Source organism: Arthrobacter sp. Y3221157, from assembly GCF_059089865.1.
On record NZ_JBNHFD010000056.1, the window covers coordinates 1 to 24,857 of the forward strand.

Annotated in this window: 20 protein-coding genes and 1 pseudogene; 6 read left to right on the top strand and 15 right to left on the bottom strand. The window is 66.1% G+C overall.

Translation table 11 applies throughout. The annotated features are described in order from the left end of the window. From AC5RTT_RS13805 to AC5RTT_RS13850, 10 genes are all read right to left on the bottom strand, one after another. Window positions 1-807 (bottom strand): glycerate kinase (locus AC5RTT_RS13805; protein WP_494145669.1); only part of this gene is annotated, 807 nt, incomplete at its 3' end. Between the two features lie 3 nt (window positions 808-810). Continuing rightward, entirely contained in the window at window positions 811-2,589 is a 1,779-nt protein-coding gene (gene gcl, locus AC5RTT_RS13810; protein WP_494145670.1) for a glyoxylate carboligase, read from the bottom strand. 224 nt (window positions 2,590-2,813) lie between these two features. Then, window positions 2,814-3,692, bottom strand: a complete 879-nt coding sequence (locus AC5RTT_RS13815; protein WP_494145671.1) for a 2-hydroxy-3-oxopropionate reductase — start codon at window positions 3,690-3,692, stop codon at window positions 2,814-2,816. Between the two features lie 42 nt (window positions 3,693-3,734). Further along, window positions 3,735-4,535, bottom strand: a complete 801-nt coding sequence (locus AC5RTT_RS13820) for a hydroxypyruvate isomerase family protein (protein ID WP_494145672.1) — start codon at window positions 4,533-4,535, stop codon at window positions 3,735-3,737. Window positions 4,536-4,718: 183 nt separating this feature from the next. Then, window positions 4,719-7,013: a catalase/peroxidase HPI gene (katG, locus tag AC5RTT_RS13825; protein ID WP_494145673.1), complete on the bottom strand. Its 2,295-nt coding sequence runs from the start codon at window positions 7,011-7,013 to the stop codon at window positions 4,719-4,721. A 165-nt stretch (window positions 7,014-7,178) separates the two neighbouring features. Beyond that, window positions 7,179-8,258 carry a LacI family DNA-binding transcriptional regulator gene (locus AC5RTT_RS13830; RefSeq protein ID WP_494145674.1) on the bottom strand — a complete coding sequence of 360 codons (1,080 nt, stop codon included), beginning with the start codon at window positions 8,256-8,258 and terminating at the stop codon, window positions 7,179-7,181. A gap of 38 nt (window positions 8,259-8,296) precedes the next feature. Then, on the bottom strand, window positions 8,297-9,199 hold the full coding sequence (locus tag AC5RTT_RS13835; protein ID WP_494145675.1) for a carbohydrate ABC transporter permease: 903 nt from the start codon (window positions 9,197-9,199) through the stop codon (window positions 8,297-8,299). Further along, entirely contained in the window at window positions 9,196-10,077 is an 882-nt protein-coding gene (locus AC5RTT_RS13840; protein WP_494145686.1) for a carbohydrate ABC transporter permease, read from the bottom strand. Before AC5RTT_RS13840 ends, AC5RTT_RS13835 begins: the two co-directional genes overlap by 4 nt. A 63-nt stretch (window positions 10,078-10,140) precedes the next feature. Next, a complete protein-coding gene (locus AC5RTT_RS13845; RefSeq protein ID WP_494145676.1) occupies window positions 10,141-11,475 on the bottom strand; it encodes an ABC transporter substrate-binding protein in 1,335 nt (444 codons plus the stop codon). Window positions 11,476-11,511: 36 nt separating this feature from the next. Further along, window positions 11,512-12,948 carry a glycoside hydrolase gene (locus tag AC5RTT_RS13850; RefSeq protein WP_494145677.1) on the bottom strand — a complete coding sequence of 479 codons (1,437 nt, stop codon included), beginning with the start codon at window positions 12,946-12,948 and terminating at the stop codon, window positions 11,512-11,514. 400 nt (window positions 12,949-13,348) lie between these two features. Here AC5RTT_RS13850 and AC5RTT_RS13855 point away from each other — a divergent pair. Continuing rightward, window positions 13,349-14,880, top strand: a pseudogene (locus AC5RTT_RS13855) (glycoside hydrolase family 32 protein). A gap of 82 nt (window positions 14,881-14,962) precedes the next feature. Here the strand turns inward: AC5RTT_RS13855 and AC5RTT_RS13860 are convergent. Together AC5RTT_RS13860 and AC5RTT_RS13865 are read right to left on the bottom strand one after the other, a co-directional pair. Then, window positions 14,963-16,252, bottom strand: a complete 1,290-nt coding sequence (locus tag AC5RTT_RS13860; protein WP_494145678.1) for an MFS transporter — start codon at window positions 16,250-16,252, stop codon at window positions 14,963-14,965. 77 nt (window positions 16,253-16,329) lie between these two features. Further along, entirely contained in the window at window positions 16,330-17,598 is a 1,269-nt protein-coding gene (locus AC5RTT_RS13865) for a M20 metallopeptidase family protein (protein WP_494145679.1), read from the bottom strand. 123 nt (window positions 17,599-17,721) lie between these two features. Between AC5RTT_RS13865 and AC5RTT_RS13870 the strand changes: the two genes are divergently transcribed. Next, on the top strand, window positions 17,722-18,756 hold the full coding sequence (locus tag AC5RTT_RS13870; protein ID WP_494145687.1) for an Lrp/AsnC family transcriptional regulator: 1,035 nt from the start codon (window positions 17,722-17,724) through the stop codon (window positions 18,754-18,756). Window positions 18,757-18,855: 99 nt separating this feature from the next. Here the strand turns inward: AC5RTT_RS13870 and AC5RTT_RS13875 are convergent, their stop codons facing one another. Together AC5RTT_RS13875 and AC5RTT_RS13880 are read right to left on the bottom strand one after the other, a co-directional pair. Continuing rightward, complete coding sequence (locus AC5RTT_RS13875) at window positions 18,856-19,272, bottom strand: Hsp20/alpha crystallin family protein (RefSeq protein ID WP_494145680.1); 417 nt, start codon at window positions 19,270-19,272, stop codon at window positions 18,856-18,858. Window positions 19,273-19,414: 142 nt separating this feature from the next. After that, on the bottom strand, window positions 19,415-19,708 hold the full coding sequence (locus AC5RTT_RS13880; protein ID WP_494145681.1) for a hypothetical protein: 294 nt from the start codon (window positions 19,706-19,708) through the stop codon (window positions 19,415-19,417). Between the two features lie 148 nt (window positions 19,709-19,856). On the opposite strand from AC5RTT_RS13880, the gene AC5RTT_RS13885 reads away from it, so the two are divergent. From AC5RTT_RS13885 to AC5RTT_RS13900, 4 genes are all read left to right on the top strand, one after another. Continuing rightward, window positions 19,857-20,156: a putative quinol monooxygenase gene (locus AC5RTT_RS13885; protein ID WP_494053249.1), complete on the top strand. Its 300-nt coding sequence runs from the start codon at window positions 19,857-19,859 to the stop codon at window positions 20,154-20,156. A gap of 140 nt (window positions 20,157-20,296) precedes the next feature. Further along, entirely contained in the window at window positions 20,297-21,187 is an 891-nt protein-coding gene (locus AC5RTT_RS13890) for a Rieske (2Fe-2S) protein (protein WP_494145682.1), read from the top strand. Window positions 21,188-21,262: 75 nt separating this feature from the next. Next, window positions 21,263-21,751 (top strand): hypothetical protein, encoded by a 489-nt coding sequence (locus AC5RTT_RS13895; RefSeq protein ID WP_494145683.1) that lies wholly within the window; start codon window positions 21,263-21,265, stop codon window positions 21,749-21,751. Window positions 21,752-21,879: 128 nt separating this feature from the next. Continuing rightward, window positions 21,880-22,707 carry an MBL fold metallo-hydrolase gene (locus AC5RTT_RS13900; protein WP_494145684.1) on the top strand — a complete coding sequence of 276 codons (828 nt, stop codon included), beginning with the start codon at window positions 21,880-21,882 and terminating at the stop codon, window positions 22,705-22,707. 46 nt (window positions 22,708-22,753) lie between these two features. On the opposite strand, the gene AC5RTT_RS13905 is transcribed toward AC5RTT_RS13900, so the two are convergent. Continuing rightward, window positions 22,754-24,532: an HNH endonuclease signature motif containing protein gene (locus AC5RTT_RS13905; RefSeq protein WP_494145685.1), complete on the bottom strand. Its 1,779-nt coding sequence runs from the start codon at window positions 24,530-24,532 to the stop codon at window positions 22,754-22,756. Between the last annotated feature and the right edge of the window lie 325 nt (window positions 24,533-24,857).

Sequence of the window (24,857 nt, forward strand, 5' to 3'; positions counted from 1 at the left end):
CAGGGCGGCGATGGCGGCGTAGCCCACCCCGCCGGCCGCCCCCGCGCCGGGGGCTTCGGCGGCCTTGACGGCACGGAATCCGATTTCCCTGGCCAGGACTTCGACAAACCTGGCCAGGGCGGCGTCGAGCACGTCGACGTCTTGCTGCGTGGCACCCTTCTGCGGCCCGAAAATCGCCGCGGCGCCGGACGCGCCCAGCAGGGGATTGTCGACGTCGGATGCCAGCACAAAGCGTGTGTCCACCAGCCGGGGCTCAAAGTCGGTGAAGTCGATGCTATGCAGGTTTGCCAGCGCAGCACCGCCCGGCGGCAGCTCGTTGTTCCTGCTGTCCAGGAACCTGGCCCCGAGCCCCTGCAGGAGCCCCGCACCGCCGTCGGTGTTGGCGCTGCCGCCCACCCCCAACACCATGCGGCGGCAGCCCGCATCCAGGGCGGCGCCGATCAGCTGGCCGGTGCCCAGGCTGGTGGCCGCAAGGGCTGAGGCGGAGTCCGGCCGGCCGCCGCGTGCCACCTGGGGGACCAGGGCCAGCCCGGAGGCGGTGGCCATCTCAATGACGGCCTCGTGGTTCCGGACCGCGAAGTCCGCTTCCACCGGCTGGCCGAGGGGGCCGGCCACCGTGGCGGTGCGGCGGGTGAAACCGGAGCCAACGGCGGCATCGAGGGTTCCCTCGCCGCCGTCGGCCACCGGAATCCGGACCACCTCAAGGTTGCCGCCCGCCCCGCGCTGCAGGCCCTTCTCCAGGTGCGCGCAGACTTCCGGGGCGGAGAGGGATCCCTTGAACTTGTCCGGGGCAATGACGATCCGCATGGTTCAAGCCTGCAGCGCCAGGATGGCAGTGGGGGCGTCCGCGGCGGACTCTGCCAGTTCCTCGAACTCGTTCACGGCATTGATTTCCACGCCCATGGAGATGTTGGTGACCTTTTCCAGGATCACTTCCACCACCACGGGAACCTGGAACTCGCCCATCAGGGCCTTGGCCTTGTCGAAGGCGGCGGCGAGGTCGTTGGGGTCCTCCACGCGCACGGCCTTGCAGCCCAGGCCCTCGGCCACCTTCAGGTGGTCCACGCCGTAGCCGTTGGTCTCCGGGGAGTTGATGTTGTCGAACGCCAGGGACACGTTCTGCTCCATGTTGAAGCCGCGCTGCGACTGCCGGATCAGGCCCAGGTAGGAGTTGTTCACCACCACGTGGACGTACGGGAGGTTGAACTGCGCGCCCACGGCCAGTTCCTCGATCATGAACTGGAAGTCGTAGTCGCCGGAAAGCGCCACCACGGTCTCGTCCGGCTTGCCGCGGACGACGCCGAGCGCGGCCGGGGCGGTCCAGCCCAGCGGGCCTGCCTGGCCGGCGTTGATCCACTTGCGCGGACCGAACACGTGCAGCATCTGCGCCCCGGCGATCTGGGACAGGCCGATGGTGGACACGTAGATGGTGTCGCGGCCGAAGGACTTGTTCATCTCCTCATACACGCGCTGCGGCTTGATGGGGATGTTCTCGAAGTGGGTTTTGCGGTGCAGGGAGGCCTTGCGGTCCTGGCACTCGGCCACCCACGCGCTGTAGTCCGGCAGGGACCCTGCCGCCTTGCGCTCCTTGGCGAGCTCAACCAGCCCGGCCAGCGCCGCACCGGCGTCGGACGCGATGCCCAGGTCGGGGGAGAACACGCGGCCGATCTGCGTGGGCTCGATGTCGATGTGAACGAACTTCCGGCCCGCGGTGTAGGTCTCCAGGCCGCCGGTGTGGCGGTTGGCCCAGCGGTTGCCGATGCCGATCACGAAGTCGCTCTGCAGGTAGTTCTCGTTGCCGTAGCGGTGCGAGGTCTGCAGGCCCACCATGCCGGCCATCAGCTGGTGGTCGTCCGGGATGGCGCCCCAGCCCATCAGGGTGGGGATCACCGGAACGTTGAGGATCTCGGCCAGTTCCACCAGCTGCGCGGAAGCACCGGCGTTGATGATGCCGCCGCCGGCCACGATCAGCGGGTGCTTGGCCGCGGTGAGCATGTCCAGTGCTTTTTCCAGCTGCTTGCGGGAGGCCTTGGGCTTCTCAACGGGCAGGGGCTCGTAGGTGTCGATGTCGAATTCGATCTCGGCCAGCTGCACGTCGATGGGCAGGTCCAGCAGGACGGGGCCGGGGCGGCCGGAGCGCATCAGCTGGAAGGCCTTCTGGAAGGCGCCGGGAACCTGGCCGGGCTCCAGGATGGTCATGGCCATCTTGGTGACGGGCTTGGCGATGGACTCGATGTCCACGGCCTGGAAGTCTTCCTTATGCAGCTTGGCCACCGGCGCCTGGCCGGTGATGCAGAGCATGGGGATGGAATCGGCCCAGGCGGCGTAGAGGCCGGTGATCATGTCCGTGCCGGCGGGGCCGGACGTGCCGATGCAGATGCCGATATTGCCGTCCTTGGCGCGGCTGAAGCCGTCGGCCATGTGGCTGGCGCCTTCAACGTGGCGGGCCAGGGTGTGGCGGATGCCGCCGTGGGCGCGCATTGCGGAATAGAAAGGGTTGATGGCGGCGCCTGGCAGGCCGAACGCCTCGATGGCGCCTTCCTTTTCCAGGATGGCAACCGCTGCATCAACGGTACGCATCTTGCTCATGGGGGTGCTCCTTGAAAGCTTGGGAAGTCTGTGGGCCCACGCCCGCAGGGTTCCCTGACCGAGCTTGCGAGGTTAGGGAGCGGGTGGGGAGGGTGTGCTGAAGTACCCCCACGAACCGTCGTGGGGCACTTTGGGGGTGGCCGCCGTCGTAATGGACGACGGCGGCCGGCGTGTCTGTACCGATGTGCCCCGTTTCGGAGGGGCTGGTTTTGTTGCGGCCTGTCCTATTTCCTGCCGCTGAGCTGGAGGACCTGCTTGAAGAGTCCGGAGTGGTCCAGTGCGCCGTCGCCCTGGTTGACGGTGGCGGCGACGAGCTGGGCGACGACGGCGCCGAGGGGGACGGCGACGTTGGCTTCGCGGGCGGCGGAGGTGACGATGCCGAGGTCCTTGTGGTGCAGGGCGAGGCGGAAGCCGGGGTCGAAGTTGCGGTCGAGCATCTTCTGGCCCTTCTGGTCCAGGACCTTGGAGCCGGCCAGGCCGCCGCCGAGGACCTTGAGGGCGGCGTCGGTGTCCACGCCGTAGGCCTCGAGGAAGGCGATGGCTTCGCCGAGGACTTCGATGTTGACGGCGACGATGAGCTGGTTGGCTGCCTTGACGGTCTGGCCGGAGCCGGAGGGGCCGACGTGGACGATGGTTTTGCCGACGGCGTTCAGGACGTCCGAGGCGGCGTCGAAGTCTGCCTTGTCGCCGCCGACCATGATGGAGAGGGCGGCGTCGATGGCGCCCTGTTCGCCGCCGGAGACCGGGGCGTCGAGGGGGCGGATGCCGGCTTCGCGGGCTTCGTCGGAGAGGCGCTTGGCGACGTCGGGGCGGATGCTGGAGGCGTCAATCCACAAGGTGCCCTGTTTGGCATTGGCGAAGACGCCGTCCTTGCCGGTGACGACGCCTTCGACGTCAGGGGAGTCCGGGACCATGGTGATGACGACGTCGGCGTCCTTGACGGCGTCCGCGATGCTGGTGGCGCCCTTGCCGCCTTCAGAGACGAGCTTGTCGATCTTGTCCTGGCTGCGGTTGAAGCCGGTGACGGTGTGGCCGGCCTTGACCAGGTTGATGGCCATGGGCAGGCCCATGATTCCGAGTCCGATGACTGCAACGTTGCTCATGATGGTTCTCTTTCTAAAGTCTTGTGGTGGTGCTGGCGGAGATTACTGGGAAACGCGCTGGCGGATGGCCCAGCTGAAGGCGGTTTCCTGCGGTTCCTTGTACTCGAGGCCGATGTAGCCCTCGTAGCCGAGTTCACGGCTGCGGGCGATCCATTCGCCCAGCGGGAGGGTTCCGGTGCCTGGTGCACCGCGGCCGGGATTGTCGGCGATCTGGATGTGGCCGAAGTCCTTGGCGTGGTTTTCGATGACGGATTCGACGTCGTCGCCGTTGACTGCGAGGTGGTAGAAGTCGGCGAGGAACTTGATGTTGGTGGCACCGGATTCAGCCTTGACGCGGGCGATGACCCGGAGTGCGTCCTCAGCGGTGAGCAGAGGGTACTTCGGTGCACCGCTGACGGGTTCGAGGAGGACCGTGCCGCCGATGCGGGCCACGCCTTCGGCTGCTGCGGCCAGGTTCCTGGCGGCCAGCTCGTCCTGCTCTTCGGCGGTGGCGTCCTCCTGCCGGTTGCCGTAGAGGGCGTTGAAGGCCTTGCAGCCCAGGCGCTCGCCGATGCCGGCCACGACCTCGATGTTGTCCTGGAACTCGGACTCGCGGCCCGTCCAGGAGACCAGGCCGCGGTCGCCGCCGGGCATGTTGCCCGCGTTGAAGTTCAGGCCGGTGAGCTGCACCCCGGCGTCCTTGATGGCGTTCTCGAACCTGGTGATCTCTGAATCCGCGGGAACGGAGGATTCGAACGGCCACCAGAACTCGACCGCGTCGAAGCCTGCTGCCTTGGCTGCGGCCGGCCGCTCGAGCAGGGGCAGCTCCGTCAGCAGGATGGAGCAGTTCACTGTGTACGTCATCGTAGGTCCTTCCGGGGAGGGCTTTGATCCATCTTCCCTTGCGACTCGGCATTCCAACCGTTTCCGCTTTGTGGAATTTAGATTCTGCTTTATGAAAAGTGTAGGGAAGGAGGGCGACGCGCGTCAAGGGGCAGGGCAAGAGAAAGGGCCGGCTGCAAAGCAGCCGGCCCTTGAGGTGATCCTTTACCGCAGGTCGAAGCGGTCAGCGTCCATGACCTTTGTCCATGCGGCCACGAAGTCGTTGACGAACTTCTCCTTGCCGTCCTCGCTCGCGTACACCTCGGACAGTGCCCGCAGCTGCGAGTTGGAGCCGAACACCAGGTCCACCGGCGTGGCGGTCCACTTCACTTCGCCGGTGGTGACGTCACTGATCTCGTAGACGTTTTCCTCTGCCTCCGACGCCTTCCACTTGGTGCCGGGGGAGAGCAGGTTGACGAAGAAGTCGTTGGTCAGGACCTGCGGCCGGGTGGTGAGCACGCCGTGCAGGGAATCGCCGAGGTTGGCGCCGAGGGCGCGCATGCCGCCCACGAGCGCCGTCATCTCCGGTGCGGAGAGGCCCAGCAGGTACGCCTTGTCCAGCAGGAGGGTCTCCGGCTGGAGCTTCTCGCCGGGCCGGACGTAGTTGCGGAATCCGTCAGCCCGCGGCTGCAGGTACTGGAAGGAATCGACGTCGGTCTGGTCCTGGGAGGCGTCCGTGCGGCCGGGGTGGAACGGCACGGTGACGGGGAACCCGGCGTCGCTGGCGGCCTTCTCCACCGCGGCGCACCCGCCGAGGACGATCAGGTCGGCCAGCGAGACCTTCTTGCCTCCGGCCTGGCCGGAGTTGAACTGCTGCTGGACCCTCTCGATCGCCTGCAGGGCAGTGGCGAGCTGGTCGGGCTCGTTCACCTCCCAGCCGCGCTGGGGCTCCAGCCGGATCCGCGCGCCGTTGGCCCCGCCGCGCCTGTCCGTCTTGCGGTAGGTGGATGCCGACGCCCAGGCAGTGCGGACCAGCTGCGCGACGGACAGCCCCGAGTCCAGGAGCTGCGCCTTGAGCGAGTCGATGTCCTGCTGGCCGATCAGCTCGTGGTCCACGGCCGGAACCGGATCCTGCCACAGCTGGGCCTCCGGAACCCACGGCCCCAGCATGTGCGGGCCCACCGGACCCATGTCGCGGTGCAGCAGTTTGTACCAGGCCTTGGCGAAGGCGAGCTGGAACTCCTCCGGGTTCTTCAGGAACCGCTGCCCGATTTCGGCATAGATCGGGTCGAAGCGCAGCGACAGGTCGGTGGTGAGCATCGTGGGCCGGTGCTTCTTTTCCGGGTCGTATGCGTCCGGGATGATCTCCGGAGCATCCTTGGCAACCCACTGGTGGGCGCCGGCTGGGCTCTTGACCAGCTCCCACTCGTATTCGAACAGGATCTCGAGGAAGCGGTTGCTCCATTGGGTGGGCCGGTCGGTCCACGTGACTTCCAGGCCGGAGGTGATCGTGTCAGCCCCCTTGCCGATGCCGTACGTGCTTAGCCAGCCCAGGCCTTGCGTCTCGAGGTCTGCGCCCTCGGGCTCGGGACCGACATGGGCGTCGGCGTCACCGGCACCGTGCGTCTTGCCGAACGTGTGGCCGCCGGCAATCAGCGCGAAGGTCTCTTCGTCGTTCATCGCCATCCGTTTGAAGGTTTCACGGATGAACGTGGCCGCGAGTTTGGGATCCGGGTTGCCCATGGGCCCCTCGGGGTTCACGTAGATCAGGCCCATCTCGGTGGAGCCCACTTCTTCCGCCATCTGGCCTTCGCCGATGTAGCGTTCGTCGCCGAGCCACGTGTCTTCGGGACCCCAGAAGATCTCCTCGGGCTCCCACACGTCCTCGCGGCCGAAGGCGAAGCCGAACGTCTTGAAGCCCATCGATTCGAGGGCCACGTTGCCCGCCAGCACCAGCAGGTCCGCCCACGAGAGCTTCTGGCCGTACTTCTGCTTGACCGGCCACAGCAGGCGCCGGGCCTTGTCCAGGTTGGCGTTGTCCGGCCAGCTGTTAAGCGGGGCGAACCGCTGGCTGCCGTCGCCCGCGCCGCCGCGGCCGTCGTGGACGCGGTAGGTGCCGGCGGCGTGCCAGCTCAGCCGGATCATGAGGCCGCCGTAGTGGCCGAAGTCTGCGGGCCACCAGTCCTGGGACGTGGTCAGGACCTGGGTGATGTCCTGCTTGAGCGCCTCCACATCCAGCTTCTGGAATTCTTCGCGGTAGCTGAACGAGGGGCCGAGCGGGTTGCCCGCCGGGTTGTGGGCGTGGAGCACGGAGAGATCGAGCTGGTTCGGCCACCAGTCCGCAACGGTGCGGGGACGGTGTCCTTTGGGCTGCGGCGAGTCGATCGCCGGATTCTCGCTCTCACTGCCATGCGAGGTCACGCTGTCATGTGCGACCGGGCACCCGCCCTCAACCTTGCGGTCCAGGCCCTGGGCACTTCCCGGGGTGGGGATCGGGGGGTGGTCCTGGTGATCGGTCATGTGTTTCCTTCCATGTGGCCGAGGCCGTGGTCGGACTCGGGCGGCCGTACAACCCTCCCATTTGACCATGATGAGGGAGCGCGCTGAACCCCCAAGCAGGAAGTATGACGACGGCGGCCTGCCGCCGTCCGGAGCACCACGCCCCAGGCATCAGGCGTGACCGGCTTATGCGGAGGCTGTGACTTGGACCGATGTCCGTTCCACCGTGGGGCAGTGGATTCTCGCCGCCTCCGCTCCTGCCGTCTCCTCCAGCCCGAGCAATATGCGCACCCCTGCGGCGCCCAGCTCGTAGTGGGGCAATGCCACGGTGGAGAGCGGCGGCCGCAGGTGCGCGGCGATGACTTCCTGGTTGTCGAAGCCGACCACGGCGATGTCCTCCGGGATGGACAAACCGTGCTCACGCAGCCCGTCGTAGAGGCCCATGGCCATCCGGTCGTTGTAGCAGTAGACGGCGGTGGCGCCGCGTTTGAGCAGTGCACCGGTTGCGCCGTAGCCGCCTTCCTGGTCCGGATAGGCTTCCATGACCAGGCCGGGGTCGAAGGCAATGCCGGCTTCCTCGAGCGCCTGCCTGTACCCCAGGAGCCGTCCGTCCTTGGCAGGGGCGGGAATGGTGGCGTTGATGAACGCAATGCGGCGGTGCCCGTGCCGCAGCAGGATCTCGGTGGCCGACTTTCCGCCCTGCACCTCGTCCGGCACCACGGCCCGTGCCCCCGGCTCGGTGGCGAAGCAGTTCACCAGGACAAAGTCCGCTTCCCGCAGCGAAGCCGGAATGTCAGTTTCGCGGTGGAACCAGGTGGAATAGAGGATGCCGCGCACTTTGTACTCGAGCATCATGCTGATCGCGTCCTGTTCAAGCTCCCGGTTGCCCTCGGTGTTCGCAATCAGGAGGGCGTAGCCGTGCTTCCATGCCTCGTCCTGGGCGCCGTGGATGATCTGGCCGGCGAAGGGAGTGGTGGCAACGCCGTCGGCCACCAGTCCGATGAACCGGGAGGTGCCGCTGACCAGGGTCTTGGCCATCGCGTTGGGCCGGTAGCCCAGCGCGCGGATGGCATCCTTGACGCGCTGGCGGGTTTCTTCGGCAATGCGGGCGTCTTTTTTCTTGTTGACCACCAGCGACACCGTGGCAGTGGAGACCCCTGCCGCCTCGGCGACGTCGCGGAGCGTGACAGGGTGGGCGCGTTCGGGCCGGTGCGGGGAGCTGGCCGCAGGCGCGGGTTCTCCCGGCTTGTTCTCCCTTGAATTCATCTGCCCTCCGTCAGGAGTATATCCGGCTGCTGCGGCGGTCATCCCTTGGTCGCCCCGCTCTCAAGTCCCTGGATCATGGCCTTGTTGAGGACCAGGAAGACCAGCAGCAGCGGGGTGATGGTGACGCATACGGCGGCGAATGTGGCCGTCCAGTCCACCTTTCCCATTGCGCCGATGTAGTTCTGCAGTCCCAGCGGGATGGTCTTCAGGTCCTCGGACAGCACGAAGGTGTTGGCGAAGATGAAGTCGTTCCAGATGAAGATGCTGTTGACCAGCACCACGGTCACCACCGTGTTGAGCGACAGCGGCAGGGTGATCAGGCCGAAGATCCGGTAGGGTCCCGCGCCGTCCAGGGAGGCGGCCTCGTACGTTTCCTTGGGGATGTATTCGTAGAACGAGGAGAACAAGTAGACGGACATCGGCAGGGAGAACCCGGCCAGGGGAATGATCATCGACTGGTAGGTGTCCAGCAGGTTCACCGCCGAGTAGTCGATGAACAGGGGCACCAGGGCGATCTGGACAGGGACGATGATGCCGATCAGGAACAGCCCCCGGACCAGCTTACTGAGCCGGAACCCGAGCACCTGGATGGCATACGCGGCCATCATGCCCAGCAGGACAATGAGGATGTTGGCGCCCATGGTGACGATGAAGCTGTTCATGATGTTCCGGCCCAGGTCTCCAGTTTCGAAGGCACGGGCATAGTTCTCCCAGGTCAACGAGCTGGGCAGGGCGAATGGATCCCCGCTGGCAAAGTCCTGCTCCGTGCGCAGGCTGGTGAGGAACAGCCAGGCCAGCGGATACACCTGGACGATCACAATGAGCATGATCAGGACGCGTGAGAGCGTCCGGAACAGGTCAGGCCTGCGACGGCGGCGGCGGGCTGCCGGATGCGGCGGCACCACGGCGGGCGGGCTGGCTGGGGCTGCCTGGGTGATCATGAGTCTGCCTTCCGCTTGAGCAGGAACAGGATGAGGCCGACGGCAACGAGGCACTCGATGACGATGAACACCGAGATGGTGCTGGCGTAGCCGAAGTCGGTGCTGGTGAACGCCGTCTTGTACATGTAGGTGGTGAGCAGTTCGGACGACTGCCCCGGCCCGCCGTTGGTCATCAGGTAGGGGATGTCGAAGCCACGCAGGCCGTAGGTAGTGGCCATGATGGTGGTGGTGATCCACACCGGGCGGATGTAGGGGAAGCGGATCTTGGTGAACAGCGTCCACCGTGATGCCCCGTCCAGCACGGCAGCTTCTTCAAGCTCCTTCGGCACGGCGAGCAGGGCCGCGTAGATGATGAGCATGTAAAGGCCGGTGAAGCGCCAGCCTTCCGGCGCCGAGACGGCGGCGAGGACCGTGGTGACGTCCGAGAGCCAGGGCCGCTCCAGGCTGCCGAGCCCAATCCAGTGCAGCAGCTGGTTGAGCAGGCCGACGGGGTCGATGGAGTAGATCCGGACGAAGAGGAAGGCGATGGCGACGGTGGAGATCACGGCCGGCAGCAGGTAGAGGGTTTTGATCAGTTCCCGTCCGCGGCGGAGGGACGTGAGCAGGCTGGCGACCACCAGGGCGCCGCCGAGCTGCAGGACCAGGCAGATGGCCAGGTAGACCAGGGCGTTCAGGAAGGCCCGCCAGAAAATGTCATCGGCTGCGAACATGCGGACGTAGTTGGCGAGTCCCACAAACTCCATGTCGCTGATGCCGTTCCAGGAGAAGAAGCTCAGGAACAGCGACTGGAGGATGGGGAAGAGCACTGCTGCGCCGTAGAGCAGCAGCGGCGGGAGCAGGAAGACCAGGACCGACGTCCTGGACCGGTTGGGAAGCATCCGGTTGGATTGCATGGCGGGCCTTTCGGGCGGGGGACCGGAGTCCCCCGCCGCAGTGGTTGCTTACTTGAAGAACTTCGGGGCGTTCTGCGCGATGGTGTTATCCATCGTGCTGGTGAACTGCTCAGGCGTGATGTTGCCCTGGACCAGCAGGACAAGCTCCTGCTGCAGCCGGCCGTTGGTGGTGGGGTCCAGCTGCGTGTCCCAGGGCATGGCCTGCTTGGAACCGAGGTCCTTCGCCTGGTCCAGTGCCTTCCGGTACAGCGGCGTTCCGTTGGCCGGGACGGCGGTTTCGACGTCGGTGGTGGGCGAGAGTGCGCCGGTTGCGGCGTATTCGGCCGGGTACTTCTCCAGGGCGAACTTCAGGAAGTCGCTCACCAGGGGATCGTAGGTCTTCGAGTTCACCGCCATGCCGATGCCGGAGGGTGAAACGTACTCATTGGCTGCCGTGACGGATCCGGCGGTGGTGGGGAGGGTGAAGAAGTCGATGTCGTCCCGAACCGCGGGGTCCAGCTTGTCCGTGGCCAGGCTGGGCAGCTCCCAGGTGCCGATGTTGTACATCGCCGCCTGGCCGGAGGTGAACTGGTTCTGCGCGTCCGAGTAGCCTTGGGCGGAGAAGCCCTCCTGGAAGCACTTTGCCTTGCCCAGTTCAGCCATCCAGTTGACCGTCTTCTGGCCGGCGGGGTCCGAGAACTTGGCTTCGCCCTTCTTCAGCTTTTGCACGAAGTCCGGTCCGGCTTCCCGGAACGGCTGGTAGGCGATGTAGCGTTCCAGCGGCCACTGGTCCTGGCCGTCGACGGCGATCGGGGTGATGCCGGCGTTGCGCAGGGCGGTGCACATGGCGGGAATATCGTCCAGCGACTTCGGCACCGACACGCCTGCCTTCTCCAGCAGTGCCTTGTTGTACCACATGAATTCCAGCTCGAACTGAAACGGGATCATGTACAGGGAGCCGTCGTCGAAGCGCTGGTAGTCCAGGGCGCCGGGACGGTAATCGTCGTAAACGTCCAGGGTCTTCAGCAGCTTCTCGGCGTCCACCATCTTGCCCTGCTTGGCCAGCTGTTGGGCGAAGGGTGTGGCATCGGTGTCGAACAGTTCGGGGAGTTTGTTTGCCGCGGCCAGGGTTTCCAGCTTCTGGATGTAGGAGGGCCTGTCCGGTGTGGTGATCAGGTTCAGCTCGAAGCCGGGGTGGTCCTTGGCATAGTCGTCGGCGAGCTTCTTCATGATGTTGATGACGGCGCCGTCAGCGGGCCGCGAGAGCAGCCACGAGATTTCCCGGGGCTTGATTTCCCTGGTGGGGCTGACATTGGAGGGATCGGTGGAACTTCCGCCTCCACAGGCTGTCAGTGCCAGGGCGGTGGCGGCTGCGACGGCGGCGGCGCGAATAAGATTCTTCATTGCGGTCTTTCCCTTGGTGTGAACGGAGGAGGGTATTCAGTTGTCGGTGCGCTTGCGTACTTCGAGGTGCGTGACGGTGGCGGATCCTTCGCCGGCGAAGACGCCGATCCGGCCCGCCGGCAGGTCGTAGATCCTGGTGCTGAGAGCCACCTGCCTGTCCACGACGGCGACGCACAGGTCGCCGTCGACAATGACTTCCAGCGTGTGCTCCCCGGGGGGAAGGCTGCACGGGCGTTCGAGTTCGATTTCGAACGGCACGTCCCCGGAGACATGCCATTGGGCCTCACCTGTGACGGCCCGCGGCCACCGGTCGAAGACCAGGCGCGCGCGCTTGGGTTCGAGCCGGAGGATGTAGGAGCTGTCGCCGTCGGTGCTGGACCGCAGCAGCAATCCGCACTCTGTGGTGCCCGGGCCGATCTCCAGGACTGCCTTCGCATAGAACTGGGAGGGCAGATCCTCCCCGGAGACAATGGCGGCGTAGCCGTCCGGAACGTCCAGCCTGGCGGGCAGGCCGCCGTCGAGGGTCACGGCAACTTCGTCCCAGAAGCTATCCACCAGTTCGTCGGCAAAGCCGAACGCCAGGGTTCCGTCAGGGTTCTGCCGGGCCTCCAGGACGGACATGGTGCCCGCCCACTGCCAGGGACCGCCGTCGGAATTTCCTTCCTTGCTGGCGATCCAGCCAAAGAAGAACCGCCGCCCGTCCCGCTCGGCGGTCTTGGATGCGTAGAACGCCCGGCCGTCGATGCTGTCCTGGTCCGGAACCAGCCACGGGCCGTCAGGGCTCCTGGCCATGCGGTACCGGGTGGTGAAATTTTCGGAGAACTCGGAGTAGACCATGTACCACCAGTCGCCCCAGGCAAAGACGTCCGGGCACTCGTGGGTGATGTACCGGCGGGGGTCCCAGAAGGGTTCCGCATAATGCCAGCTCACCAGGTCGCTGGACACGCACTGGGCGATGACCCCGCGGCGGCGTTCGGGTCCTTCGGCGTGCCGGGCTGCCAGGAGCATGCGCCACTGGCCCGAGGACGGGTCGTGGAACACGAAAGGGTCCCGCCAGTCCCCGGATTCGTAGCCGGCAGGTGCGCCGAACGTCAGCTCGGGGTGCTTCACCCAGGTGCGCATTCCATCGGTGCTGGTGGCGTGCATGACCAGCTGCAGCGGGAGCCCGTCCCTGCCAAGGTTCTTCGGGTTCTGTCCGGTGTAGAAGAGGTGGTGGACGCCGGACTCGTCCAATACAACGCTGCCGGTGTAGGCGTTGAAGTCGGGATCGGTCGCAGTTCCGTGGGGCAGTGACACCCCCTGGTCCTGGAACTGAATGAGGTCCTTGGTGGTAACCAGGTTCCACGACGTACCCGGCTTGGGGTCGGAGCGGACCTCGTGAAGATAGAAGAGCCAGAACTCCCCGTCCTTCTGGAAGGGGATGAGGTCTCCCACCCATCCGTAGGCGGGCTGGAAGAAGACTGGATAACTCATCGGCGTTGATGTTCCGTTCTGCTAAAGCGTTTGATCACCTCAAGGTAGATGATCGCGACGGGTTTGATCAAGCGTTTTAGCTAAAGTATTTTCGGCGTTGGCTACGCGCGATAAAACGCTTGACCAAACACTGTTTGCATCCCTAGTTTTGGGGCCAAGCGATTTCCGACGACGAGGTCAGCCGCCGAACCAATGAAGGTTCCACTCCTACAGCAGTAACCGTTCCAAGGTCCGTCCGGCGCCACGTAACGCCGGCGGGCCGTCCCTTCATCCGGGCCGCGACGCAACCCGCTCCACGCAGGCGCCTGTGCCTGCGAACTGCTGCGCCGCCGTCGTTATCGCCGCGTGTGCCAGTGGCTGTCGCACGCCCTGATGCAGCCCACCTTCGAGAGGAACTACCATGACGCCCCATCTGTCCCGGCGTAACGTCCTGCAGGGCACAGGCGCAGGAGCGCTGGCTCTGTTCATGAGCAACGCCATCCCGGCAGCGGCCAAGACCAAGGAGTCTTTACGCGCGGTGTACCACATGACGCCGCCGGCGGGCTGGCTGTGCGACCCGCAACGTCCGGTGTTCGTCAACGGCGCGTACCACCTCTACTACCTGCACTCCGCGCAGAACAACGGCCCAGGCGGGTGGGACTACGCCACCACCACGGACTGCGTGGTTTTCGACCATCACGGGGTTGCCATCCCGCTGCAGCCGGACTTTCCTGTCTGGTCGGGATCGGCGGTGGTGGACACGGCAAACACTGCCGGTTTCGGGGCAGGTGCCATCGTCGTCCTCGCCACGCAGCCCACGGGCGGGATCCGCAAGTACCAGGAGCAATACCTCTACTGGTCCACCGACGGCGGCTACACCTTTAGGGCGCTGCCCCACCCCGTGATCGTGAATACGGACGGCCGGGCCGCCACCACGCAGGCCGAGATCGAGAACGCGGAGTGGTTCCGGGATCCGAAGATCCATTGGGATGCGGCGCGCAGCGAATGGGTGTGCGTGATCGGGCGGGCCCGGTACGCCGCGTTCTATACCTCGCAGAACCTGCGCGACTGGCAGCTGAAACGCAACTTCGACTACCCCAACCATGCCCTCGGCGGGATTGAATGCCCGGACCTTTTCGAGATGACGGCCGACGACGGCACGCGGCATTGGGTGCTGGGCGCCAGCATGGATGCCTACAGCATCGGCCTGCCCATGACCTACGCCTACTGGACGGGAACCTGGGATGGCGGGCAGTTCCTCGCAGACAACCTGGATCCGCAGTGGCTCGACTGGGGCTGGGACTGGTACGGCGCCGGGACCTGGCCGGCAGCGGAGGCGCCCGACACGCGGCGGTACGCGATCGGCTGGATGAACAACTGGAAGTACGCCGCCCGTGACGTTCCCACGGACGTCAGCGACGGGTACAACGGCCAGAACTCGGTGGTGCGCGAGCTGCGTCTCGCCCGCCAGGCCGGGGGCTGGTACAGCCTGCTCAGCAGTCCCGTCCCAGCTCCACTACCGTGCTTCCGGACCGCATTGTCAACGGCAGCGCCGTCCTGCCGTGGAGCGGCCAGGCGTACGAACTGGAACTCGATATCTCCTGGGCCGCCGCCGCCAACGTGGGCGTCTCCGTGGGCCGGTCCGCGGACGGCAGACGCCACACCAACATTGGCAAGTACGGGGCGGAGCTCTATGTCGACCGTGGGCCGTCGGACCTGGCGGGCTTTTCACTCGTGCCGTTCACACGTGCAGCGGCACCGATCGACGCGGCCGCCCGCTCGGTCCACCTGCGCATCTTCGTGGACAAACAGAGCGTGGAGGTGTTCGTGAACGCCGGGCACACGGTGCTGTCCCAGCAGGTGCACTTCGCGGCGGGTGACACCGGGGTCTCGTTCTACACCGACGGCGGCCCGGCAACCTTCTCCGGCATCACCATCAGGAACTTCGGCTGAGCAGCCCCGGAAACACAGCCGGGCCCCGGTGCACCATGCGCCGGGGCCTGGCGGATCCGCCTGGAGGAGCCACCTGAAGCGGCTAGTGCGTCAGGTCCTTACCTTTCGTCTCCGGGATGGTGAAGACGAACGCCGCGCTGATGACCAGGAGCAGCACCGCGTAGATGTTGAACACCTGCGGTGCGCCCAGCGACGAGCCCAGCCACTGCTGCAGGTATGGTGCGGTCCCGCCGAACGCGGCCACGCAGATGGAGTACGGAACTCCGACGCCTACGGTCCGGATGGACGTCGGAAACAGCTCGGCGTAGACGGCCGGCACAATGGCGGCGCTCGCGGCGATGAAGACCAGCATCACGGACATGCCCACGGCCAGCTGCCAGGCGGAATCCTTCAGCAGCCAGGTCATGGGGAAGTGCATCACGGCGGAACCGATGGCACCGGACCACAGCACCTTCTTGCGTCCGATCCGGTCGGACAGCTTGCCCCACACCGGCAGCGCGGCAATGAACACGATGTTCGCAACAACACCGGCCCAGAGCGCTTCGCCGCGGTCGATCTTGAGTGCGGTGGTGGCGTAGCTCGGTGCCACCACGCCCCAGATGTAGTAGATCACCGTCAGGCCGACCGTCAGCCCGATCACCTGCAGGGCCTGCTTCCGGTGCCGGACGATTTGCGGCCAGATTGGCGCCCGCTTCACGGCCGTGGATTCACCCTCGAAGGCCTCGGTCTCGTGCAGCCGGGCCCGCATGACCAGGGCGTAGAGGCCCATCGCGGCGCCCAGCAGGAACGGGATCCGCCAGCCCCAGGCGTTCATCGCCTCGGCGGTCAAGGTCATGTTCAGGACCGCGCCCAGCAGGGTGCCGAAAAGGATGCCAACCGTTGCGGAGGTGTAGATCAGGGTGGCCCAAAATCCGCGGTGCTCCTTGGGCGCCATTTCCGAAAGATAGGTTTGCGACGACGGCAGTTCGCCGCCGTGCGCGAGTCCCTGGATGAGCCGGGCCACCAGCAGCATCAGCGATGCCCAGGCGCCCACGGCCGCGAACGTGGGCGCGATGCCGATCATCAGGCTGCCCAGGGAGGCCAGCCCGACGGCGAGCGTCATGGACGCCTTGCGGCCCACCCTGTCGCCGATCCAGCCGAAGACGAAGCCGCCGAAGGGCCGGGCCACGAAGCCGACGGCGAAGATCGCCAGCGTGGACAGTACCGCGGAGGCGGGGTCCGCCTTGCTGAAGAGCTGGCTGGCGATGAAGGGCGTGAACGTGGCGTAGATGGCCCAGTCGTACCACTCGACGGCGTTGCCGATGCCGGTTCCGACGATGGTTTTCGCGGTGGACACGCGTCCAGTCTGCTGCCTGGTTACTGCAATGGACATGATGACTTCCTGGTGGTCGGTGCGAATGGGGTTGCCGGCGCGGCGCTGCTGCCGGCGTTGCGGGGTGGCTGCCGGTGTTATGGCGCTGCTGATAGTGCGGCGAGCCGCGAGACGGCCAGTTCTGCGTAGAGCGCTGCCCCGTCAGCCAGCACGCCGTCGTCGAACGTGGCATACGGCGAGTGGTTGAAGGGGGAGGCTGCGGGATCGCCGCCGGGCGCGACGGCGCTGAGCCCCACGAAGGTGCCGGGCACTTCTGCCAGCACCCGGGAAAAATCCTCGGAACCGCTGAGCGGGGTGGCCCAGCGGGAGAGCCTGCGCTCGCCGAACAGGCCGGCGATGATGTTTTCGGCGGTGCGCGTTTCGTCCTCGTCCGTGATGGTCAGGGGATACTCCTCCTGGTAATCCACGTGCACGTCGAGGCCATGGGCTGCTGCAATGCCCTTGAGGAGCCGCGGTACGGCCTCCATCATCTTCAGGCGGGAGCTTTCGGAGAAGGTCCGGATGGTGGCTTCGATGCGGGCCGTCTCCGGAATAACGTTCCGTTTGGTGCCGGCCTGCAGGACCCCCACGGACAGGACCACGGGATCGAACATGTTGAACTGCCGCGTCACCATCACCTGAAGCGCGGTGACCATCTCGGCCGCCGCTGTCACCGGGTCCTTGGCAGCGTGCGGGGCGGAACCGTGGCCGCCGGCGCCGAGGACCGTGACCTCCAGGCCGTCGGAGGCGCTGAGCATGACGCCCGGCTTCGTGCAGAACTGGCCGTGTTCCTCCAGGGAGGAAAAGACATGCATGCCGTAGGCCGCCTGGACGCGGGGACCGGCGGCGTCCAGGACGCCTTCCCGGATCATGTAGCTGGCGCCGTCGCAGCCTTCCTCGCCGGGCTGGAACATCAGGACGACGTCGCCCTGGAGCAAGTGCCGCCTCTCGGCCAGGAGCGTGGCCGCTCCGGCGAGCATGGACGTGTGCAGGTCGTGGCCGCAGGCGTGCATGGCGCCGTCGGTCCTGGACGTGTAGTCCACCCCGGTCTTCTCCTTCACCGGCAGGCCGTCCATGTCCGCGCGGAGGAGGACGGCGGGCCGTTCGGTCGCCTGGCCGCCCACTAGGGAACCGCCGCCCACCGGGGACCCGCCGTCCATGCGTGAACCGGCGGCGCCGCGCAGGACGGCAGTGACCGACGTCGTCTCCTTGCCCAGCGTGATCTCGAACGGCAGGCCGTCCAGCGCCTGGAGGACGCGCTCCTGGGTGCGGGGGAGGTGCAGGCCGATCTCCGGCTTCCGGTGCAGGTCGTGGCGGAGGCGGACCAGGTCTTCCTGCAGGTCCCGGGCGTCTTCGGTAATGGGCACTTGTACTCCTTGGCGTGGGCTTCCGGCTTGTGGACTATTCTGGAGTGGCGCCCTTCACATTCACCGAAAGCGCAACAATTATGTTGCTTCTTCTGCGTAGCCGCAGGATTCATGCATGAAAGGATGGTCATGGAGCTCAGCGAGGACGATCTTGCCCTGATACAAGTGCTGCAGGTCCACCCCCGCCTTGGCTGGGCCGATGCCGCCAAAGTGCTGGGCGTCCACGCCACCACGCTGGCCGCGCGCTGGGAACGGCTGAGGTCAAGCGGCGCGGCGTGGGTGACCGCGCACCTGGCGGGAAACCCGCAGCAGATGCTCCTGGCTTTTGTGGCCGTTGACTGCGACATGAACCTGCGGGACGCCGTCACCGCCCAGTTGGCGGCCGTTCCGGAGATCGTCACGGTGGAGGAGGCGGCCAGCAACCGGGACCTGATGCTGACCGTCATCGCCAGGTCGCTTGAGGAGTTCAGCACCAACGTCGCCGCCAGGCTGAAGACCATCGAAGGGCTCACCAAGTACCAGACGGCGCTCTGCACCCGGCTGCACACCAGCGCGGACGAATGGCGGCTGAACATCCTGGACAAGACCCAGCTGGCCACCCTTCGGACGCTGGGGCAAGGCGCCGAGGGCCCTGGCCGGCAAGCTGCGGCAGCGGGGGACCTCCCAGCCAGCCACCTGGCCCTGCTCCCGCACCTGGCGCGGGACGGAAGGGCGACGGCGGCGGACATTGCCCGGGAGCTGGGCCGCCACCCCGCCACGGTGCAACGTCAGCTGAACCGGGTGCTCGCCAGCGGGATCCTGCTGTTCCGCTGTGAGGTGGCGCAGCGCTACTCATCGTTCCCGGTGACGTGCCAGTGGTTCGCCAACGTCCCGGCCGGCAGGCATGAGGAGGCAGCCGCCGCCTTCCGAACCATCAGCAATGTCCGGCTCAGCGCGTCCACCACCGGGCCCACCAACTTCGTGATCATTATGTGGCTCCAGTCGCTGGCCGACGTCATGACCGCCGAACTGGCGCTGCAGCAGAAAGTACCGGGCATCGAACTGGTGGAGAGCGTGGTGATGCTGCGGACGGTCAAGCGCGTGGGCTGGATGTTGAACGACGACACCACGGCCAGCGGCGCAGTGGTCCATGCCGGAACGTTGGGTGCCGCGGACTGAAGTCAGACCCGGGAAGCCGCGCGCGGCCGGGAAGCCAGCCGGCCAGCCAGTCGGGGAGAAGGATGCGAACGACGGCGGCCGCGCGCCGCCGTCGTCCTTCTAGCCCCTGGTGATGGGTATCTTCCGGCTGGCGGAAGCATCCTGGAGTTCCGGCAGGGGAACCCGTACCTCCAGGATGCCGTCTGTGTAGGTGGCTTTGACGTCACCCTGGTCCACGGCGGCGGGGAGCGTAACTGCCCGCGAGAACGTGCCGTAGCGGAATTCCGATCGGTAGCCTTCCTTGCCCGTGTGCTCCGACTTTTCCTCGTGCCGCACGGTGATGCGCAACTGGTCACCGGTCAGGGTGATGTCCACGTCCTTGTCGGGGTCGATGCCGGGGACTTCTGCCTTAATGACCAGGGTGCCGTTCTCCCTGTACTCCTCGGTCCGAAGCCATGTGTCCAGGTCGCCTTCGAAGAAGCGCCGAAGCGGCTCGGTGATGTCCGCTCCGGTGCGCCGCAGAATGCCATTGCTCATTTGCGAGTGCTCCTTTCACTGATGGTTAGGCCGCGGACCGGTGCCCGGGCATCAAAGGCGCCGGTCCGCGGCGGTGGCCCCTGTAGCACACAGGGACTGCCCTCACCCGTTTTCCGCGGCCCAACCCGCGGAGCGGATGGTCTTAGCCCGCCTGCGGGCTCTGCTCCCGACGTCGGGACAACTCCGCATCGATGCGCCGGAGAAGGTCACGGGCCGGACCGGGTTCTGATGCACCGGTGCCCGCCTCTCCACTGTCGAGCTGGCTGCTGTCCGGTTCGGCGCTGTCGAATGGGCGGCTGCCCAGTTCCAGCGCACGTTTCAAACGGAGGAGGTCCGGTGTCGGCACCAACTGCAGGTGGTGGAAGGCATGGAAAATCCTGCCGGAAGGCGTGCTGCCCAGCTCGATGGCGGGCGGGAAGGTCCCGTTGGCTTTCATGGCGCGTGCTCCCAAGGGCTGCCGGTTGGCCCACTGCTTCAGCCACTATGTTCTATACCCAATCTGCCAGCTGGATCACGCGAAGTTGGCAAAATTCTGTTTCGGGTTTAGCCCTGTCCGGTCATAGTCATGCTGCAGACTGGGCACCATGACCTTTGCGAATGTGGGAAGCCTCGGAACCAAGCCCGGCCAACGGGACGCCGTCGTGTCCATCCTTCTCAGGCCCATGCCGGGACTCAAGGAAGCCGGTTGCCTGCTGTACGAGGTGGGCGTGAACGACGACGCCCCTGACACGGTGTTTGTGAGCGAACTGTGGGAGTCGCCGGAGGCACACCGCGCCTCACTGCAGCTGGACAGCGTGCGGGCCGCGATCGCCGAAGCCATGCCCCTGCTGTCCGGCGAGATGGGCGGCAGCCAGTTCACGGTGCTGGGGTCGCCGCTGCGGTAGCCGGGTACCGGCGCCGGATGTGGCTGCTTCCTGCCTTCCCTTTCGTCCCTGCCCTCTTGTCTTGGCCCTGTTACCCGGGGCGGCCAACCGCTAGGCTCTGGGCACCGACTGGATTCCAGGAAACAGGGTAAGGGAGACCCATGAAGCCGCTGCCTGTACTTGAGCTTGTCACCCGCCTCGAGGACGCCGAATGGCTTGACCCCGCGGCCAAGAGCGTCCGGAAAGTCGTCAGGAAGGTCCTCCGTCCACGATGGGCGAGGGACGTCCTCCACGGTGTTCCCATCGGTCATCCGGTACACCCACTCGCTGTCCAGGTCCCGATCGGGGCCTGGGTTTCCGCCGGGGTCCTGGACGCAATCCCCGGTACAGGGAAGGCTGCCGGGATTTTGGTGGGGGTTGGCACTGCAAGTGTGCTTCCGTCCGCGCTGGCCGGTTTCAATGACTGGCTGCAACTCCACCCGCAGCAGCAAAGGGTGGGCCTGGTGCACGCCGCCGCCAACATAACGGCAACGGGCTTCTATATTGCGTCGCTGGTCCAGCGGGCGAGGGGCAGCCAGACCAGCGGAAAGGTGCTCGCCTACGTCGGACTTGCGACAGTAAGTGCCGGTGGCTTCCTGGGCGGCCACCTGACTTACCGCCAGGCAGCCGGGGTCAACCACAGCGAGGAGATACCGCACCGCTTCCCGTCGGGATGGCATTCCCTGGCACAGCTCTCGGACCTGCCTGAGGGAAAGCTGCTCAAGCACGAGGTTGCCGGACTGCCGCTGCTCGTCCACCGGGAGGGCGACGGCGTCAACGTGCTGTCCGACGTCTGCAGCCACCTGTCCGGGCCGCTTCACGAAGGCAAACTCAAGGCCGGGGATGCCAAGGGCGGCAGCGATCCATGCGTCGTGTGTCCCTGGCACCGGAGCACCTTCTCACTGCGTACGGGCGAGGTGCAGGCCGGCCCTGCCACCTCCCGGCAGCCGCGCTTCGATACCCGTATCACCGGCGGCATCGTGGAGGTATGCCTGCCGGGAGCTGACGGCTGAGGGGCTTTCGCCCCTACTGCCAATCGGGCGGCGGGGCGAAACTGGCATCATGCAAGAGTCAATCGGAGTGGAACCGTGAGGCGGGCAGGGCTTCTGGCCGTCCTGGGATTCGTTGGCCTGACGGCACTGGCCGGTGGCCTGGTGATGGCGCTCGGCAGTTGGCTGGGGCCCGAACGGCTGGGCCTGCCGGCGCAGCTGGTCATGCCCGAGAGCATGCTGGCGGGTTCGCCCTTCAACAGCTACTTTCTTCCTGGTCTGCTACTGGCACTGGTGGTTGGCGGCACGCACCTCGCCGCCTTCACCCTTGTTGCAAGGAATCACCGCTGGGCTGCCACGGCTGCCGCGACGGCCGGCTATTCGATCCTGATCTGGATCTTCGTCCAGATGGTCCTCATCCCTTTCAGCGTCCTCCAGGCCGTCTATTTCGCAGCTGGCCTGGCCGAACTTGGCCTCCTGCTGCTGTCCCTCGGCTTGATCGGCCATGCTGCAGCCACCTCCCCTGAGCCGCAGGCGAGTGCCGTTCCGGCCTCCGGCCCACCGTTCAAGCGGTTGCGGACCCGGTAGGGACGCGGCCCCGGCAAGGAACAGCGGCAGGACTAACTCCAGCGGCTACGCATGGGCTGGCTAAGATTCGCCTCATTCGCCGCCAGATGATGTGAAAGCGCAATGTCCTGGATCAAAATGGAAGGGCAATGAAGCGCATCAGCCAAATCCGGGAAATTGCTCCTGGGGTTGTCCTCATAACCTCGGGTACGGGAGCACTCGCGTCCAACCTCTACTTTGTCCGGTCCGGATCGGCCCGGGTGCTGGTCGATACGGGCTGGGCCGCCAGCGCGGAGCACGTACACACGGCTGTCCAGCGAATGCTCGGGCCCGGGGAAAACCCCCGTGCAATCCTGCTGACGCACCTCCACCCCGACCACTCCGGTGCCGCCGGCACGTTGGCCCGGCTATGGCAAGTGCCCGTGTACGTCCATCCGGCCGAGCTGCCCATGGCCCAGGGAAAATACCGGGCTGACTTTTCAATGCCGTTGGACCGGTGGGTGGTTATGCCCATCATGCGCTCGCTGCCTGCCCGGGTACGCCGGCGGATCGAGGCCAGCGGCGACATTTCCGACGTCGTCCAACCGCTGGCGCCCGGCAGGGAAGTGCCCGAGCTGCCGGGCTGGAACGCCGTGCCGACGCCGGGACATACGCCCGGGCACGTAGCGTTTTGGCGTCCCAGCGACAGGGTTCTGCTATCGGGTGATGCGGTGGTGACGGTAAACCTGAACTCGCTCCCGGGCATCCTCCTGGCCAGGCCTGACCTTGCAGGTCCGCCTTGGTACACCACCTGGGACTGGAAGGTGGCCATGGAATCGGTCGACCGGCTTGCCAACCTTGGCCCCCGGCTGCTGGCGCCTGGACATGGGCGTCCGCTGGCTCTGGACGTTGTGCCCCGGCTGCATGCATTGGCCGGGCAGGAGGCCAAACATCGGACCCGACCGAGCCAGGTCCGGGGAGGACTCAGGGCCACGTAGCGGACGTACCTGATTAGCACTGCGGTGGGAACACGCCGCAGGCACGCTATGTCCTGGTCTTGCGCAGGTACCCCAGGAGGCACTCCTCCGCCGGGGATAATGCCGGACGAAAGTCCACACTGATGACGCTGGCAGGAGACGCCAACGGAGTCCCGGACGGCAAAGGCCCGGGGCCGGCCACATCCGGGGAAGGCATTCCCGCGGGCAGACGTGGTGGTTGCCAGTCGGGTTGTTCACTGGGGTAGTGGCGGCCGGTGGGTGAGGTCCAGCCGGGCGGTTCGTTTTTGGTGGCTTCCGTTGGGGTCCAGCCGCTGTTGTGTTTCAGACGGTGATGTTTTGGGCAGAGTTGTGCCAGGTTGCTGATGCCGGTTGTTCCGCCGTGTTGCCAGGCGGTGAGGTGGTCGGCTTCGTTGTCCAGGGAGTTGTTGTTGCAGCCGGGGAAGGTGCATTTGCCGTCCCGGAGGGTCAGGGCTTGTCGCATTGCTTTCGTGAGCCGGTAGCTGGTGCGGCCGACTTCCAGCGGGGCGCCGTCGCGCGGGTCGATGAGGACGCGGGTGAAGGAATCTGACCCGTCGGCGAGGAGTTTGCGGGCCATGGACGCGGGTATGGGGCCGTAGCCGTCGAGGATGGCCGGTTCGTCCGTTTGGCCGAACAGGGCGAACACGGGGACGGTGACCAGGACGTCGGCGCGGGGTGTGGGGACTTTCCCGGCTTCGGGGCTGGTTTTGTCAGGGAACCCTGCGATGTGCTCGTTGGTTCCGGAGTGAGTGGCGGCGGGGATGGGGAGGTCTGCCGCTGGCTCGTCGGAGCCTATGAGTGTGGCGAGCCCGATGAATTCATGCGGGATCTGTTCCCCGATGACAGCTGGTTGTTCGCTCTCGGTGCTGGGTTCGCAGCTGCTCGCGGGTCTTTCAGCGCCTGCCCTATCCCCGTTGCCTGCAAGGGTTCTGCCTGCAAGGGTGCTGCCCGCGGAAGGGCCTTCGGTGTGGGCGAGGAGGCGCCGGACAGCCTCATCGGCTGTGATCTGGGTGAGAGTCCGGGTTTCGTTGGGTCCTTGAAGGCCGCGGGCGATAGCTCTGGTCTTGTTCCAGGCCGCCATCGCCGAGTGGGCCGGGAGGTAGACCGAGAACCAGGCCATGCCATCCCGGTCACGGGTGACTTCGATCCGCCGGTCGGCTACGGACTTTGCGTGGCGTTTTTCGATCGATTCGGGGTGGTGGCGTTCGCGCCAGGCGCGGACTTTGGCCCGGAACCGCGAGGGGACGAGGTCCCCGGCGGGGCAGCCCCGGGCCGGGTTGGGCGCCGACGGGTCCAGGAAGTGGTCCACCAGTGCCGTGGCGGTGGCGTGGTCCAGGTTGTCCGTTTCGTCGGCGATGATCCGGGCGTGCTGCCAGGACAAGGATCCGGTGGACAGCGCGTTGTAGGCGGCTGGCAGCGAGCACACCTGCCGGGACTGGGCCAGGAACCCGGCGGCCGCGCCGGAGCTGATGGTCAGGATCCCGGCAATCTCTTCCACAGCTGATATTTCCGCGTAGGTGCGGTCGTGGGCAGAGGCATCGGGCGAGGTCATGGCCAGCTGCAGGTCGAGGGACTGGGCAGCGTCCCTAGCCTTGAGTGCGGCGACCTGAGCCTCAAGCCGCTTTTCCAGGCCCACCCGCTCCAACCGGAACCGATAGAGCCGGTCCAAAAGATCAACACCATTGCCGCCGTCAGCCTCCAGCGAAGCAGCCGCAAGGGCTTCCTCCTCAAGGAACAGCGCGTTGATGGCAGCCGTGGTGGCAATAACACCCTCCATCGGTGCTGCTATGACTGCGCCGTTTCCCATACCCACATCATCGTGGGAGGGTACGACAGTAATGATGGAATTGGCTCGTGCCGGCGGCGTGACTCTGGGTACGACTGATGCCACTTCGGTGGTTTGTCTTGAATTTGATTTGTCCGCTGCCGGCATGGCTGTAGTAGACGCGGCGGCCAGGTGGACATGACCTAATAGGAGCCTGTTCGAATAAGTCCCATTACTGTCTTGTCTGCCCACCCGGCCGGCGTGCCCGTTTGGGGGTGTCAAGTTTTCTGTGTAAGGGACCGGTCGGTTGTCCGGTCTGCCGGGTGGTCAGATCGGGAGTCGGTTGGGGAATTGAACGGCGAAGGCG